This window comes from Kitasatospora sp. NPDC092948, assembly GCF_044754805.1.
Classification (GTDB): domain Bacteria; phylum Actinomycetota; class Actinomycetes; order Streptomycetales; family Streptomycetaceae; genus Kitasatospora.
The window spans coordinates 63342-76920 of record NZ_JBIVPU010000018.1 but is presented as its reverse complement, the minus strand read 5'-3'; the positions used below and the strand labels follow the sequence as shown (position 1 = coordinate 76920).

At 73.4% G+C, this 13579-nt stretch carries 13 protein-coding genes; 4 read left to right on the top strand and 9 right to left on the bottom strand.

The window, feature by feature from the left end; translation table 11 throughout:
- Nucleotides 1-43 precede the first annotated feature (43 nt).
- Both ACIQF6_RS32825 and ACIQF6_RS32820 read right to left on the bottom strand, forming a co-directional pair.
- Complete coding sequence (locus ACIQF6_RS32825) at nt 44-574, bottom strand: hypothetical protein (RefSeq protein WP_400901649.1); 531 nt, start codon at nt 572-574, stop codon at nt 44-46.
- A gap of 47 nt (nt 575-621) precedes the next feature.
- Nucleotides 622-1767 carry a hypothetical protein gene (locus tag ACIQF6_RS32820; protein ID WP_400901647.1) on the bottom strand — a complete coding sequence of 382 codons (1146 nt, stop codon included), beginning with the start codon at nt 1765-1767 and terminating at the stop codon, nt 622-624.
- A gap of 346 nt (nt 1768-2113) precedes the next feature.
- On the opposite strand from ACIQF6_RS32820, the gene ACIQF6_RS32815 reads away from it, so the two are divergent.
- On the top strand, nt 2114-2836 hold the full coding sequence (locus tag ACIQF6_RS32815; protein ID WP_400901645.1) for a hypothetical protein: 723 nt from the start codon (nt 2114-2116) through the stop codon (nt 2834-2836).
- A 65-nt stretch (nt 2837-2901) separates the two neighbouring features.
- The gene (locus tag ACIQF6_RS32810) at nt 2902-4740 is read left to right on the top strand and encodes an FG-GAP-like repeat-containing protein (RefSeq protein ID WP_400901643.1); all 1839 of its coding nucleotides are present in this window, start codon (nt 2902-2904) and stop codon (nt 4738-4740) included.
- A gap of 67 nt (nt 4741-4807) precedes the next feature.
- Here the strand turns inward: ACIQF6_RS32810 and ACIQF6_RS32805 are convergent, their stop codons facing one another.
- On the bottom strand, nt 4808-5632 hold the full coding sequence (locus ACIQF6_RS32805; RefSeq protein WP_400901641.1) for an SAM-dependent methyltransferase: 825 nt from the start codon (nt 5630-5632) through the stop codon (nt 4808-4810).
- A gap of 423 nt (nt 5633-6055) precedes the next feature.
- Between ACIQF6_RS32805 and ACIQF6_RS32800 the strand changes: the two genes are divergently transcribed.
- Together ACIQF6_RS32800 and ACIQF6_RS32795 are read left to right on the top strand one after the other, a co-directional pair.
- The gene (locus ACIQF6_RS32800) at nt 6056-6607 is read left to right on the top strand and encodes an RNA polymerase sigma factor (protein WP_400901639.1); all 552 of its coding nucleotides are present in this window, start codon (nt 6056-6058) and stop codon (nt 6605-6607) included.
- Nucleotides 6604-7212, top strand: a complete 609-nt coding sequence (locus tag ACIQF6_RS32795) for a hypothetical protein (protein WP_400901637.1) — start codon at nt 6604-6606, stop codon at nt 7210-7212. The genes ACIQF6_RS32800 and ACIQF6_RS32795 overlap by 4 nt, the downstream gene beginning before the upstream one ends.
- A gap of 7 nt (nt 7213-7219) precedes the next feature.
- Here the strand turns inward: ACIQF6_RS32795 and ACIQF6_RS32790 are convergent, their stop codons facing one another.
- The 6 genes from ACIQF6_RS32790 to ACIQF6_RS32765 form a co-directional block, all read right to left on the bottom strand.
- Nucleotides 7220-7729 carry an SRPBCC family protein gene (locus ACIQF6_RS32790; RefSeq protein ID WP_400901635.1) on the bottom strand — a complete coding sequence of 170 codons (510 nt, stop codon included), beginning with the start codon at nt 7727-7729 and terminating at the stop codon, nt 7220-7222.
- A gap of 476 nt (nt 7730-8205) precedes the next feature.
- Nucleotides 8206-9021, bottom strand: a complete 816-nt coding sequence (locus tag ACIQF6_RS32785) for a BTAD domain-containing putative transcriptional regulator (protein ID WP_400901633.1) — start codon at nt 9019-9021, stop codon at nt 8206-8208.
- A 43-nt stretch (nt 9022-9064) separates the two neighbouring features.
- On the bottom strand, nt 9065-9922 hold the full coding sequence (locus ACIQF6_RS32780) for a 4'-phosphopantetheinyl transferase family protein (RefSeq protein ID WP_400901631.1): 858 nt from the start codon (nt 9920-9922) through the stop codon (nt 9065-9067).
- On the bottom strand, nt 9919-11664 hold the full coding sequence (locus tag ACIQF6_RS32775; RefSeq protein ID WP_400901629.1) for an acyl-CoA dehydrogenase: 1746 nt from the start codon (nt 11662-11664) through the stop codon (nt 9919-9921). The genes ACIQF6_RS32780 and ACIQF6_RS32775 overlap by 4 nt, the downstream gene beginning before the upstream one ends.
- A 107-nt stretch (nt 11665-11771) precedes the next feature.
- Nucleotides 11772-12113, bottom strand: coding sequence for an acyl carrier protein (locus tag ACIQF6_RS32770; RefSeq protein WP_400901627.1), 342 nt, complete (start codon nt 12111-12113; stop codon nt 11772-11774).
- An 86-nt stretch (nt 12114-12199) separates the two neighbouring features.
- A complete protein-coding gene (locus ACIQF6_RS32765) occupies nt 12200-13576 on the bottom strand; it encodes an acyltransferase domain-containing protein (RefSeq protein ID WP_400901625.1) in 1377 nt (458 codons plus the stop codon).
- Nucleotides 13577-13579: the final 3 nt, after the last annotated feature.

Here is a 13579-nt window from a genome sequence, read left to right as displayed (position 1 = left end):
GGGGCCGGGGGCACTCGCCCCCGGCCCCTCGAACACCCCGGTGCTACTTGGGATTTGACGGCTTGTCGGCGGTCGGCTTGTCGGCGGTCGGCTTCTCCGCGGACGGCTTGGACGCCTTCGGCTCGTCGGCGGACGGCTTGGACGCCTTGGGGGGCTGGTCGAAGTCGCTCCTGCTCGGCCTGGTCTCCAGGTCCGCGTCCTTCTGGAGCCCGCTGTAGTCCGTCACGGTCGGGCTCGACGACTTCATGCCGTCCGCCGCCGCCGTGGACACCGAGCCGGGGTCTGCGGCGTACGCGGCCTGGGTGCCGGCCGACTCCTGGGTGGTCCGGACGAAGGACCCGAGGAAGCCGAGGACGGCCCGGGCCTCGGGCGACTGCTCCTGCACGATCTTCGCCCGGTCGTTGGCCCCGTGGATCCCGCTGGTGAACAGGCTCGTGGTCGTGTCGTCGTAGGTGTAGTCGTCGGCGTCCTCGAAGTCGACGTCCGCCCCCGGCTGCGGCTTGGTCCCGCCGCTGTTCACCGAGAAGAGCCCCGCGCCCTTGCCCGCGGATCCGAAGATGTTGCCGAACACCATGGTCTGTCACCTCTGGTCGTGGTCGTGGCGGCGCCCGGTGGGCCCGGTCACGGCTGCTTGTACAGGCTCTGTTCACGGTCCGTCAGGCTCTCGCCGTCGAACATCGTGTGGTCGACCTCCAGGGCGGAGACCACCTCGGCCAGCCCCTTCATCCGGAAGCCGTCCGGCACCAGGTCGAGGTCGGCGATGTCGCGGGCGACCAGCTTGGCGAGGCCGGGGTACGTCCCGGGCTGCGGGGGCGAGAGGACCGCCACCGGCTCGTCGTACAGCACGGCGAGCAGCCCGGAGAAGGTCACCGGGATCTCGTAGGTGTACTGCTTGCGGGTCCGCCGCTGGCTGACCAGGGTCTCCACCCGGGAGCCGGGCGGGACCTTGCCGGAGATCTGCGAGTTGGACATCCAGCTGGTGGTGAGGGTGCCGCCGACGGAGCCCATGATGCCCAGCATCAGCTGGGCGTTGAGCTCGGCGGTGCCGGTGGCGCTGCCGGTGGTCGAGAACGCCACCGAGTTCGTCACCGAGGTCTGCACGCTGTTCGAGGCGGAGTTGGTCATGCCGTTGGTCGTCGAGTTCGTCACGGTGTTCTCGTTGCCGTTGGCGACGTCGACGCCGATGTCGTCCTTGCTGTTCTCGTTGGTCACGAGGTTGCTGAGCTTGTTCTCCAGGTCGTTCTGGAGCTGGTTCTGGATCTCCGTCCCGAGCTCCGCCCCGAGCTGGGTCTGGAGGTCCAGTTGGAGCTGGCTCTGCAACTGGAGCTGGAGCTCGGCGCTGACGCTGCCGCCGAAGGTGAGCTGGGACTCGCCCTGGAGCGTCCAGGTGATCTCGTTCGACACCGTGAACTCGACCTGGTCGGTGAAGTCCATGTCGGCCGTCAGGCTGCGGTTGACGTAGCTGCGCGAGGAGAACATGTCGGGCGGCGGCTGCTGGATGTCGCGCCGCTCCTCGATCAGCGGCTCGCCGAGGTTCATGTAGGCGAGCCAGCCCAGCTCGTACGCGGACCCGGGGAAGGCGCCGAAGCTCGACTTGTTCATGGAGAACCCGACCGGCCGGTGCTTCACGCCGTAGTCGTCGACGTAGACCAGGCCGGGGTGGTCCAGAACGGCCTGCCAGGCCTGCGCAATTCCCAGTTCCCGCAGGTTCTTCTTCGTCAGTGGCCGACGCTTGGCCCGATCCAGGTTGTACGCGTTGGAAGGCATTTCCTGTCCTCGAATGATCTGGTCGAAGCGCGTTCGGCGAAATGGAAACGGAATTCTTCGCACGTTCCGGCAAGCGAAGTTATCACGCGCCCCGCAGCACCGCCGGGCTCCTCCGGCCGCAACACCCGATCGGGCGACAACTGCCCGGCAGCAGCCTCGAATTGGGGCGGATCAGGTATGCCCGGAGCCCTCGTCTCGAACGTTTCCGCGACCGGGGAAATCCGTCTCGGTCATCCATTCGCTTCCGGCAAATCCGGTTGGAATTCCGGCGGCGCCGTGTGGTAGACCACTGGACCGAGTGCCCGGAGCATTGTTCTCCACACCCAGAACAGGTGAGGTTTCCGCGATGTACACCCAAGAACGCACCGCAATGGCGAATTTGGTGGTCGGCGGCCCGGTGGCGGTGAACAGCTATGACAACGCCATCGTGGCCGCGCTGCTCGAGAACCGGCCGGTCATGCTCGTCCACGCCTTCAACGGCGGCTACCTGCGGCCCGTCGACCTGAAGGAGTCGGTCCACGACAAGGGCGTCAAGCTGGCCACCGCGCTCGACCCGGACACCAAGGAGGCGAAGGGCCACCTCTGGTACATCACCCCGGGCGGCTTCTTCGGGCAGCGGCCGCTGTACTTCCTGGAGAGCGCCGCCGGCCAGGTGACGCCCAAGCCCGTCGACCCGGCCGGCACCGCCGCCGGGCGGGGCGACGACGGCCTGCCGAAGCCGCTGCGCCGGCGGATCAGCGTCCACCAGGACGCGCCGAAGGCGGCGACCGCCGACACCGTCCAGCTGGGCCTGCCCGACAAGGTCGGCGAGAAGTGGCGCGGCCGCAACGGCGCGCCCGAGGACTCCCAGCTGTGGGTGGTCACCGTGACGCCGTGGGGCGGCATCACCTTCGTGCCGATCACCCACCCCGACGCCATCCTCGGGTTCAAGGACAGCGCGGTGACGGCCGACGCCGAGGTGCGGCTGACGTACAACTGGGGCGGCGACTTCACCGGGACGATCATCAACACCTTCTACCCGCGGCTGCCCAGCGAGTGGAACGTCCCGTACCACCACGTCTTCACCTGAGCCGCGGCCGACGCCCGCAGCACCCCGTCCCGAGCCCGCCCGCACCGTCCGGAAGAGGCAGCACGATGCCCGTGCCCACGGAAGAACTGAAACTGGAGATCGTCAACGCCGCCACGGGGAAGACCCTGGGCCCGAAGGCGGCGGCGAACACGGACGGGCCGCTCGTCGTCCGCGACGTCCCCGAGGACGGACCGGACCCGGCGCAGTGGCAGTTGGCCCCCATCACGATCGTGAAGGGCGGGTTCGAACCGGACGACCAGGCCTACGTGATCCGCGGCGCGGCCGGCGGCAAGGTGTTCGACGATCCCGCCGGCAAGGACCGTGCGCTGCGCCAGGCGGCGGCCGCCGCCGGCCGGAAGGGCCAGCAGTGGCACGTCGTCCCGATCGAGGGCGAGGTGGGCCTCTACTTCATCGAGTGCGCCACCGACGGCGCCGTCCTGGACCTCGGCGAGCCCGCCGAGGACGGCACCCCGGTCGTCCTGCGCGAGTACGACGACAGTTCGAAGAGCCAGCGCTGGCGGTTCGTCACGGCCGAGCCCGAGCGCACCGGCGACCCGGTGCTGCGGTTCGCGCACCGGGACCACTGGAACGGCCGCCGGTCCTGGCCGCTGGTCCGCTCGACCGCGCTGCGGCCGGCGCCGGGCGCGGCGCCCTCGTTCAGCGACATGCTGCTGGTCCTCGAACGGTTCGGGACCGACAAGGCGGCCGGCGAGTGGGAGCCCAAGGGCGTCAACCGCGTTGCCGGGCAGCCGGGTTGGTGGGCCGGCGTGGGCGCCCGCTTCCTCGCCGACACCACCGGCAAGGGCCGCCACGACCTCGTGGGCCTGCGGCCCGTGAAGGGGGCGGTGACGTCCGCCGGCCGGGGCGACGGCACCTTCGAGGAGGACGAGCAGGTCCTGCACAAGCCCGCGAGCACGCTCGTCGCCGAGGACCTGTGGACCCTGGCGGACGTCACGGGCGACGGCACGCCCGAGGTCGTCGTGCTCGCCGGCGACGGTGTCCGGGTGGCCGCCCGGGGCAAGGACGGGGCGTTCCCGGCGGGCGAGTTGGTGGTCAGGGCGTTCGGCCACCACAAGACCGCGGGCGGCTGGCTGGTCGACCGGCACCCGCGGTTCCTGGCCGACACCACCGGCGACGGGCGGCTCGACGTGGTCGGCTGCCACGACGACGGCGTCTGGGTCTCCCGCCAGGCCGAGGACGGGACGTTCGCCGAGCTCGGCGAGGAGCCCGCGCTGCGCGCGTTCGGCCAGGGCGAGGAGGCCGGCGGCTGGCTGCTCGACCGGCACCCGCGGTTCCTGGCCGACACCACCGGCGACGGGCGGCTCGACGTGGTCGGCTGCCACGACGACGGCGTCTGGGTCTCGCTCCAGGCCGAGGACGGGACGTTCGGCGAACCGGCCCTGGTGCTCGGCGAGTTCGGCACCGCCCAAGGGTGGGACTCGGCCGCCGAGCACCCCCGGTTCCTGATCAGGACCGCCCCCGACGGCCCGGTGGACGTCGTCGGCTTCGGCCCGCAGGGCGTCGCCGTCTCCCGCGGGCGCGGCGACGGCACGTTCGCCCCCGCGCAGCTCGTCCTGAACGACTACGGGACCGCCCAGGGCTGGACGCCCAAGAAGCACCTGCGGTTCCTCGCCGACGTCACCGGCGACGGTGCCCCGGACATCGTCGCGTTCGGCGACGAAGGCGTCTGGGTGTCCCACGGCCTCGGCCAGGGCCGGTTCGAGCAGGCCCAGTTGGTGTGCCGCGGGTTCGGCCACAACAACGACGCGGGCGCCTGGCGGGTCGACCGCCACCCCCGTTTCGTCGCCGACATCACCGGTGACGGGCGCGTCGACCTGGTCGGCTTCGGCGGCCCCGGGGTGTACGTGGCGCGGAACCTGTTCCGGCGTTTCCGGACCAGGTAGCGCAGCCCGGCAGGGGTCGACGACCCGTCGGCCCCTGCCGCCTTCCGACGCCGAAGGCCGCGTCCGGTCAGCCGAGTCGGGCGACACCGCCGTAGCAGCCGGCCTGCACGTCGGTGACCGGCGCGTCCTCGGCGCCGGGGTTCCACCGGGGGCTGGCGACGACGCCCGGGTCGAGCAGGCGCCAGCCCTGGAAGAGCGTGCCGACCTCCTCGCGGGTGCGGGCCTGGAGGTCGGTGCCGGAGCTGCGGTAGACGTTCTCCATCCGGGCGGTGGCCTCGGGGTCGAAGTCCGCGGTGAAGTGCGTGATGACGAGGTAACTGCCCGGCGCGAGCTGCGAGGTGAACGCCTCGACCACGTCCAGGGCGTTCTGCTCGGGCCGGTCGGCGACGAAGTGCAGCACCGCGACCATGCTGAGCGCGACCGGCCGGTCCAGGTCCAGCGTCCGGGCGGCCGCGTCCAGGATGGTCCGGGCGTCCCGGATGTCGCCCTGGACGTAGTCGGTGCGGCCCTGCGCGGTGCCCTCCAGCAGCGCCTCGGCGTGGGTGAGGACGATCGGGTCGTTGTCCGCGTAGACCACCCGCGCCGCGGCGTTGACGCCCTGCGCGACCTCGTGCAGGTTCGGCGAGGTGGGGATGCCGGTGCCGATGTCCAGGAACTGGTCGATGCCGAGTTCGGCGATGGTCCTGGTGGCGCGGCGCATGAAGGCCCGGTTGGCGTGCGCGGCGAACCGGGCGTTGGGGAAGGCGTCGAGCGCGCGGCCGGCGGCCTCCCGGTCGGCGGGGAAGTTCGTCACGCCGCCCAGGTAGTAGTCGTACATCCGGGCCGAGTGGGCCTGGTGGATGTTCAGATTGATGCCGATCTGCGGCATCTGGTGAGCGGTGTCGTCCGCCATCGCGCGTCCCCCCTGGTCGCTGAGCGTTCTCCGGCCGCCCCGCCCGGTCGGCCTGCCGTGGCACGCGCCTCGGGCGGGACGCATCGGATCATGCCCATATGATCACGCCCGTGAACCGGCCCGGCAACCGCCCTGGTCCCGCCCCGCGCCCTGCATTCCCACACCGGCCCGGGCCAACCCCCGCGGGACACGCCGACCGGGTCTGGTTGCTGACGGAGCCTCAACTGGCTGTCCGACTTTCACTTCTGTGCTCCGGATGTTCGCAGAGTTCCGTTTTCACCACAGGGATCCCGATACGCTGAAATGGTGGTGTGAGAGGGGCACAATCCCCTCGTCAGGGCATCGGCGTCCGGCACGGAGGAGGCGGCGGGGCCCGCGATCCGATCGGCGCGGGAGAGGTTTCTCCCGCTGGGAGGGGTGACGGTGGACCCGGAGTTCGGATTGGCGGTACCGCAGCGACGCGACCAACTGACCTTCGACGCGTTCTGCGAGACGCACGAACAGGCGTGGCTCGCGGCGGCCCGGGCCTGCCGGCTGTCCGACGAGCAGGCCCACGCGGTGGTCGACGCGGTGCGCGACTGGCTGTGGGGCGACTGGCAGATGCTGCTGCGCGAACCCGCCCCGGCGGCCTCGGCGTGGAAGGTCCTCAAGGACGAGATCGCCAGGGCGGGCACGGCGGCCACGGCCTGCGGCGACGACCACGGCGACCACGACGACCAGGGGCAGTGGCGGACGGCGATCCGGACGGCGATGCACCGCATGCACATGGAGTTCACCCCGGACGTGCCCGGCGCCTACGAGGCGATCCTGTCGCTGCCCGAACGCCAGCAGGATGTGATCATCCTCCGCTACGCGTTGGACCTGCGGGACGAGACCGTCGCGGAGTACCTTGACTCGACGGTGGTGACGGTGCGTTCCAACGCCCGCCACGCCGAGAACCGACTCAAGGAGAAGCTCACCCGGAGGAACCCGTGAGCGGAAGATCCGCGGCCGCCAGAGTGATGCTGGAGCGCAGCCGGGGCGCGGCCCCCGCGCCGCTGCGCCTGGCGCACCGTCAGGCCCGGCACGAACTCGCCATGCTGTGCTCGCTGATCCTGGCCAACCCGGCCGCGGCCGGCTCGCTCGCCAAGCTCGTCGACAGCGACGTCGAACGCCCGGACGGGGCCCTGGTGCTGGGCGTCCTGCTGAACCTCTCCGGCTACGAGGAGGGCGCCCGGTTCTGGTGGGAGTTCGCGGCGGGCGGCGGCAGCCACCTCGCCGCGTCCTGCCTCTGGTTCTGGCACCAGTCCCGCGGGGAGCCCAAGGACGCCGACTTCTGGCGGCTTCAGGCCGAGTCGCTGGCCGAACTCCCGCAGCCGGACTGGACGTTGTCCTCCCCGGACCGCCCGCTGGTGTCCCGCAGCGTGCGCGCGGAGATACTCGCCCTCTGCAAGCAGGGGATGTCGCCGCGGCTGCCCCCGCGGCTGGCCGCGGTCCTCAAGTCGCTCCCGGTGGAGGACGACAACGGCGACTGGCCGGAGATTCCGCACTGGAGCCCCGATGTCGTCCACCACCTTCGCGCGGCCGCCGAGGACCGCTGACCGTCGGTCAGGCGCGGGTGGCGTCGGCGGCGATGCCCCGCAGGACCGCCTCGATGCCGTTGCGGAGGCTGGCCAGGCGGGTGTCGAGGATCGCTTCCTCCTGCTCCGGGTGCGCTTCGACGAGGGCGTGCACGGGGGTGCGCAGGTTGCCGATCCGCATGCCGTGGCGCAGCCGGGTGCCGGCGCCGTCGGGAGTCAACTCGTAGTGCCAGCAGGCAAATTCGTCGCCCTGGACGGTGGCGACGTCCGGCAGCACCGACCAGGCGAAGCGCCGGTTCGGGGTGAACTCGGTGATCCGGTTGACGGTCTGCCACCGGTACCCGTCCGGCCGGGCGTTGTGCCCGGCGAAGTGGGCGCCCACCGCCGGCCGGTCCGCGCCCTGGAGCCATTCGGTGCGCTGGAGTTCCGGGCTGAAGCGGGGGGAGGTGGAGATGTCCGTCACCAGTTCCCAGACCCGGTGCGGCGGGGCGGGGATCGTCACCTCGACCACCACGCCGGGTTCGTCGGAGAGTCGCACGGTTGCCTCGTTCCTGTTCGTGCCGATCGGCCCGGCCGACGCCGGGCTGTGTGTCCCGGTAAGAGTGTCATGTACGGCCGGAACGGAGGGAGTTGGGCCGGTCGGGGCGGCGGTCCGGGAGCCGGTCGGCGGGCGGCGCTGCCCCGAACGGGTGATTCCGACCCCTCCCCCGCCGTTCGCGGCGTGGCGTCCTCGGGGCGGGCGAAGAATCGAGGCGGTTCGCCCGGGAACTTCCGGACTGCCGCTCCGGACGGCCTCCCCCGCGAGAGGAGCGCGATGACGGTTCCCGCCGTGACGAAGGAGGTCGCGGAGTTCGTCGACCTCCGTGTGCCGCTGACCGGCTTCGCCGCGTTCGACCTGTACGCCACCGGCATGGCCGAGCGGTACCTGGACACCGCCCGGCGGCCTCCGCCGAGGCCTTCGCCTGAGCGCACCGGAGGCGGCTGCGGGCCGCGCGGGGCAGCGTGCGGGGCTGCTCAGCGCGGCAGCAACTGCACCGGCACGGTGAAGTTGTCCAGGGCCGGGACGGAGTCGATGACGGCGCGGTGGAGTTCCTGGAGGGCGGGGCCGGGCTCGACGGAGAGTTCGGCGGCCATGTCGGCGCGCAGGCGCTGGAAGGCGCTCAGCGCGTCGAGGCGGCGGCCGGAGCGGTAGAGGGCGACCATCTGCTGGGCGCAGAGGCATTCGTTCGTCCGGTCCTGGACGGTCAGGGCGGCCAGCTCGCCGAGGAGTTCGGTGTGCCGGCCGATCGCCAGGTCGGCCTCGATGCGGCGCCCGGTCAGCGCCGAGCGGCTCAACTCCAGTTGCTGGGCCTCCGGTTCGAGGGCCGGGCCGCGCTCCACGTCGAGCAGGGCGCCGGGGCCGCGCCACAGGCGCAGGGCCTCGCGGAGCAGCCGGGCGGCGTCCTCGTGGGCGCCCAGGGCGGCGGCGCGGTCGCCGAGGGCGGCCAGCGACCGGTACTCGTGGACGTCGAACGCCTCCGGCGGCACCTCCAGGCGGTAGCCGCCGCGCACGGTGCTGATCAGGCGGCCGGACAGGCCGGCGCCGCTCAGTCTTCGGCGCAGTTGGAAGATGTAGGTCTGCAGGGTGGCGGCGGCGCTGGCCGGCGGGTGGCCGGACCACACCTCGCGGATCAGTGCCGGCGCGGGCACCGCCTGGCCGGGCCGGACGCTCAGCAGCGCCAGCACGGTGCGCGGTTTGCTGGCGGTGGGCACCACCGGGCGGCCGTTGACGGTGACGGTGAACGGGCCGAGGAGCTCGATGCGGATGCGGCCGGGTACTGCGCTGGTCATGACGGTTCTTCTCCCCCGTTGCGTGGTGGTGCGCGGCTGTTCGTCAGTCGCCGCCGGGCGGCCGGCGGGCCGCCGCCTGCCGCTCCCGGAGCACCTGGACGGTGTTGCGGTCGAGGGCGGTGGCGAGTCCGGTGTCGGGGGTGCGGCCGCGGCCGTCGTCGCGGACGGCGACCCCGGCGAGGTAGCCGTCGGCGAGCCGCCGGGTGTGGAAGGTCCACCCCTGTTCGTTCACCGGGTCGCCGTCCGGGCGCAGCAGCCGGGCCCGGCCGCAGGAGTCGGGCAGGTCGACGCCGAAGTGCCGGAACGGGAACAGCAGTCCTTGGCCGAGCGCCTTGGTGTAGGCCTCCTTGAGCGTCCAGCGGCGCAGCAGTTGGAGGTTGCGCTCCGGCTCGGGGGCGTGGGCGAGGCGGCGCAGCTCGTCGGGGGTGCACATGGCCGGTTCGATGCCGCTGCCGTACACCCGGCGTTCCTCGTGTTCCAGGTCGACGCCGATCAGGCCGAGCGAGGTGACGCCGACCAGCGCGATGCCCTTGGTGTGGCTGAGGTTGAGGTCGATCTGGTCGCAGCCGCGCACGTAGAGCCGCCCGGTGAGGCCGTAGGCGAGTTCCAGTTCGTGCGGGTGGGCGCCCACCGCGGTGGCGGCGACGTGCTTGATCAGCATGCGGGTGGCCCGGAACCGGTCGGCGTGCGGGCGTCCGGCCAGTTCCCGGTAGCGGGTCCAGTCGCGGCCGAGTTGCCGGCGCAGTTCGCTCTCGCCGCCCGGTGGGGCGGGCCAGTCGGCCAGGCGGCTGTGGACCAGGGCGACGCCGTGGCGGTCGAGGTCGGCGCGGACGGGTTCCCAGGGGCCGTCGGCCCCGGTGACCTGCCGCGGTGGTGGTACCAGGCCGGAACCGCCGCTCATCCGGCCAGCTCCAGGGCGTACAGGTCGAAGCCGACCGCGCCGCGGGCGCGCCGCAGTGCCTCGGCCGCGAGTTCCGCCTCGACGGCGCCCGGCACCCGGGGCCCCAGGTGGCCGAGCCGCCGCAGCAGCCGGTCCAGGGCGGCCACCAGCCAGCCGGGGCGGGCCGGGAAGGAGCCGGGGTCGGCGCACCGCCAGACGCCCAGGCAGGCGCAGGCGACCAGCAGCAGGGCGTAGCGGTCGGTGAGCGGGAACGCCGAGGTGTCGGTGACGAACCGGCCGTCGGGGCCGTCCAGGGCCGGGCAGCCCTCCCGAATCTCGGACAACTCGGCGTCGAGCAGGTCGAGTTGGTCGGAGAGCAGGCGCAGCAGCGGGGCGTCGGGGTCGCCGGGCGGGGCCGGTTGCCGCTCCTGGCGGCAGCGGGCGATCCAGCCGATCAGCCCGTCCCGGCCGCCGAACACGGCGAGCCGTTCGGAGGACAGCGGGGGCAGCGCGCCGTCGGTGCGGAACAGCTCGGCGGGGGCGGCGAGTTCGGCCGGCCAGTCGTGGGCGAGCAGGCCGGGCAGGAAGGGCGCGATGGTGGACTGGCAGATCGCGCTGCTGACGTGGCCGAAGTTCACCATGGTCAGGTCCCGGACGTGCTTCTGGAAGATGGCGTGCTCGCCGCTGCGGGTGTGGAAGGCGTCGCCGAGGAGCGCCGAGAGCCGGTAGAAGGTCTCCCCCACGATCTTGGGGACCAGGTACTTGGCGGCGGCGGCCAGCACGCTGCACTCCTCGGGGAGCACGTGCAGGGCGCGGGTGGCGGCGAGCGCGATGCTGTCGCAGGCCAGCAGGTCGACCAGGGCTCCGGCGATCGCCCCGCGGGCCGAGCCGGAGAGTTTGACGGGGCCGCGGTGGGCCGAGCCGCCGGCGACGAAGCGGATGGCGGTGCGCAGTCCGGTGTCCGCCATGCCGAGGATCATCGACGGGACGACGGCGTAGTTCACCTGGAGGGCCCGCAGGCCGAGTGCGATGCCGTCGCCCCAGTCGCCGAGCAGGACGTCGGCCGGCGCCGGGCAGTCCTGGAACCGCAGTCCGGAGATCTGCAGGCCCTGGGCGCCCTCGGTGCGGTAGCGGGGCAGCCGCTCGCAGGCCTCGGCGGGCAGCGCGTCGGGTTCCAGCAGCAGCAGCGAGTAGCCGTCCGCCGGGTCCTGCGGGCCGACGGTGCGGGCGTAGGCGAGCATCAGCCCGGCCCGGTCGGCGTTGTTGACGGCGGCCTTGCGCCCGCCGAGCAGCAGGCTGCCGTCGGCGGTGCGCCGGGCCCGGAACTCGTCGGCGACGAAGTCGTTGCCGTGCCTGAACTCCTGGTAGGCGACGGTGGCCCGGCCGCCGTCGAGCAGCATCCGGGCGGTGCGCCGCTGCTGTTCGGCGTCGCCCACCAGCCACACCGCCATCGCTCCCATCAGGGAGGTGAGGGCCTCGCCGACGGCGAGTGTGGCGTCGCGGCGGAACAGCGGACGCAGCATCAGTCCGAGGGTGTCGATTTGCTCCAGCCGGCCGCCCAGCGGGGCCGGCACGTACTCCGCGTTCAGGTTGAGCGAATGATATAATTCGGTTGCTGCGCGCGGCAGTTGGGCGCGATCGTCGGCTTCGAGCAGGGCCGCGAAACCGGTCGGGTTGGCTCTGTCCCACGGATCCCCGTACGCCGCCTCGACCGCCGCGTGACGCGCTGCGGCGGTGGTGGTGTCCTTGCTGAGATCCGTCACTGCCGCTCCCAACGACGCATGATCGGGCGGGTGTTCGATGCTTCCGCCGCCCGGTGGAGTGCCGATGGAGCGCCGCTGGACCGGGAGCCCGCCGCAGGTCGGGAGGGCTAACACGGGGTGGCGCCGGGCCGGCAGGGGCGGAGGTGGCCCGGCGGGTCGGAGCGGTCGAGGCGGGCGGGGCGCGGCGCCCGGGGCACCCGCGACAGCGTCGCCAGCATGCCCAGCAGGGATCGCGGCGTGTCGGCGTCCTCCAGCAGGTCGCGCGGCACCGCCAGCCCGAACTCCCGCCCGACCCTGGTCAGTAACTGGGCCACCGTCAGCGAGTCGTGGCCCAGTTCGTACAGCGGCACGTCCAGGTCGCCCGGCCCGATCGGCTCGCCCGGCTCCGCGCCCCCGCACTCGCGCAGCAGGCGGGACAGCGCCGCCACGTCCATCGGCTCGTCGGTCATCGGTGTTCCCTCTCTTCCCGGTGGCTCCCCGCCCGCGGCGCGGATGCCCGTCCGGCCGGGTCCGCCGTGGGGATCGGCCGTCCCGGTCAGCCGATGCTTCGAATCGCCTCGAAGTCGAGGTGATGGCCGCTCAGCCACAGGCCGGCGGCGGCGGACAGCGCGGCCCGCTGGTCGTCCGCGCCGCTGCCGGGCCGGGCCCGCAGCGTGCTGAAGGTCTGCGCCGCCTCGATGGCGGCCGCCGGATGTCGACGGACCACGGCGCCGAGCCCCTGCCCGGGCCCGGACTCCACGCACGCCCAGTCGCCGTCCGCGAACAGGGCGTCCAGCGCGTCGCGCAGCCGCACCGGGGCGGCCGTGAGGCCGGTCCAGTGGCGCAGGTCCTGGGCGGTGCCGGCGGTCAGCACGGCGCCCATCGACGGCGAGTAGAGCGGCAGTCGGGGCGGTCGCAGGGCGATGGGGGGCAGCCGCTCGGCCACCCGGGCGCAGGCCTGCGCCAGGTGCGGGGTGTGGTAGGCCGCCCCGGTGCGCACCGGCAGGCACTCGTACCCGGCGGCGGTCAGCCGCTCGGCGGTGTCGGCGAGGGCGCGTCCGGGGCCGGCCAGCACCGTCCGGGTCGGGCCGTTCAGGGCGGCCACCATCACCCCGTCGGCCAGCCGCCCGCGCAGCTGCTCCAGGCCGGCGGCCACCGCCAGCATCCCGCCGGGGGCCAGCGCGGCGGCCTCCTCGGCCAGCAGCGCCACCAGCCGCACCGCGTCCTCCAGCGCCATCACGCCGGCCAGCACGGCGGCGACCAGTTCGCCGATCCCCTGGCCGAGCAGCGCGGCCGGGCGCACGCCCCAGCCGGCCAGCAGCCGGGCCGTCGCGTAGTCCACCGCGAACAGTTGGACCAGCGAGTGGTGGATCCGGGTGGCGCGCTCCGCACCGAACGCGTCCGCACCGAACGCGTCCGCACCGAACGTGTCGGGGCGGGCGCGGGCGGCGGGTTCGGCCAGCCAGTCCGCGCGGGCGCCGCGGCCGGCCAGCGCGAGCACCTCGTCGGCGGCCCGGGTGAAGACCGGGTCCCACCCGTAGAAGCCGCGGGCCATCCGGGGCCGCTCGGCGCCCTGGCCGGGCAGCAGCAGCACCACCGGCAGCGGCTCGGCGGCGACCTGCCGGACCTGCGCGGCCCCCGGCGACGGGGCCGACGGGTCCGGCCCGCCCAGCAGCGCGAGCGCCTCGGCGCAGTCGGCGGCCACCACAGCCCCGCGCACCGGGCCCGGTTCGGCCCGTCCCCAGGCCTGCGCCACCTGCGCGAAGCCGGTCTCGCCGCGGGCCTCCAGCCAGCGCCGCAGCGAGCGCCGGAGGTCCTGCTCGCCCTGCGGGTCGGCCGCCGACCAGACCATCAGGCGCGGACGCCGGGCGGCGCCCCGGTCCGCCGGCCCGGGTGCGGGGCCGCTGAGGCCGCCGCCGCGGACGATCTGCATGAC

Coding starts and splice junctions, on each gene's coding strand:
- ACIQF6_RS32825 (WP_400901649.1), bottom strand. CDS start 574: ATGGTGTTCGGCAACATCTTCGGATCCGCGGGCAAGGGCGCGGGGCTC.
- ACIQF6_RS32820 (WP_400901647.1), bottom strand. CDS start 1,767: ATGCCTTCCAACGCGTACAACCTGGATCGGGCCAAGCGTCGGCCACTG.
- ACIQF6_RS32815 (WP_400901645.1), top strand. CDS start 2,114: ATGTACACCCAAGAACGCACCGCAATGGCGAATTTGGTGGTCGGCGGC.
- ACIQF6_RS32810 (WP_400901643.1), top strand. CDS start 2,902: ATGCCCGTGCCCACGGAAGAACTGAAACTGGAGATCGTCAACGCCGCC.
- ACIQF6_RS32805 (WP_400901641.1), bottom strand. CDS start 5,632: ATGGCGGACGACACCGCTCACCAGATGCCGCAGATCGGCATCAATCTG.
- ACIQF6_RS32785 (WP_400901633.1), bottom strand. CDS start 9,021: ATGACCAGCGCAGTACCCGGCCGCATCCGCATCGAGCTCCTCGGCCCG.
- ACIQF6_RS32780 (WP_400901631.1), bottom strand. CDS start 9,922: ATGAGCGGCGGTTCCGGCCTGGTACCACCACCGCGGCAGGTCACCGGG.
- ACIQF6_RS32770 (WP_400901627.1), bottom strand. CDS start 12,113: ATGACCGACGAGCCGATGGACGTGGCGGCGCTGTCCCGCCTGCTGCGC.
- ACIQF6_RS32765 (WP_400901625.1), bottom strand. CDS start 13,576: ATGCAGATCGTCCGCGGCGGCGGCCTCAGCGGCCCCGCACCCGGGCCG.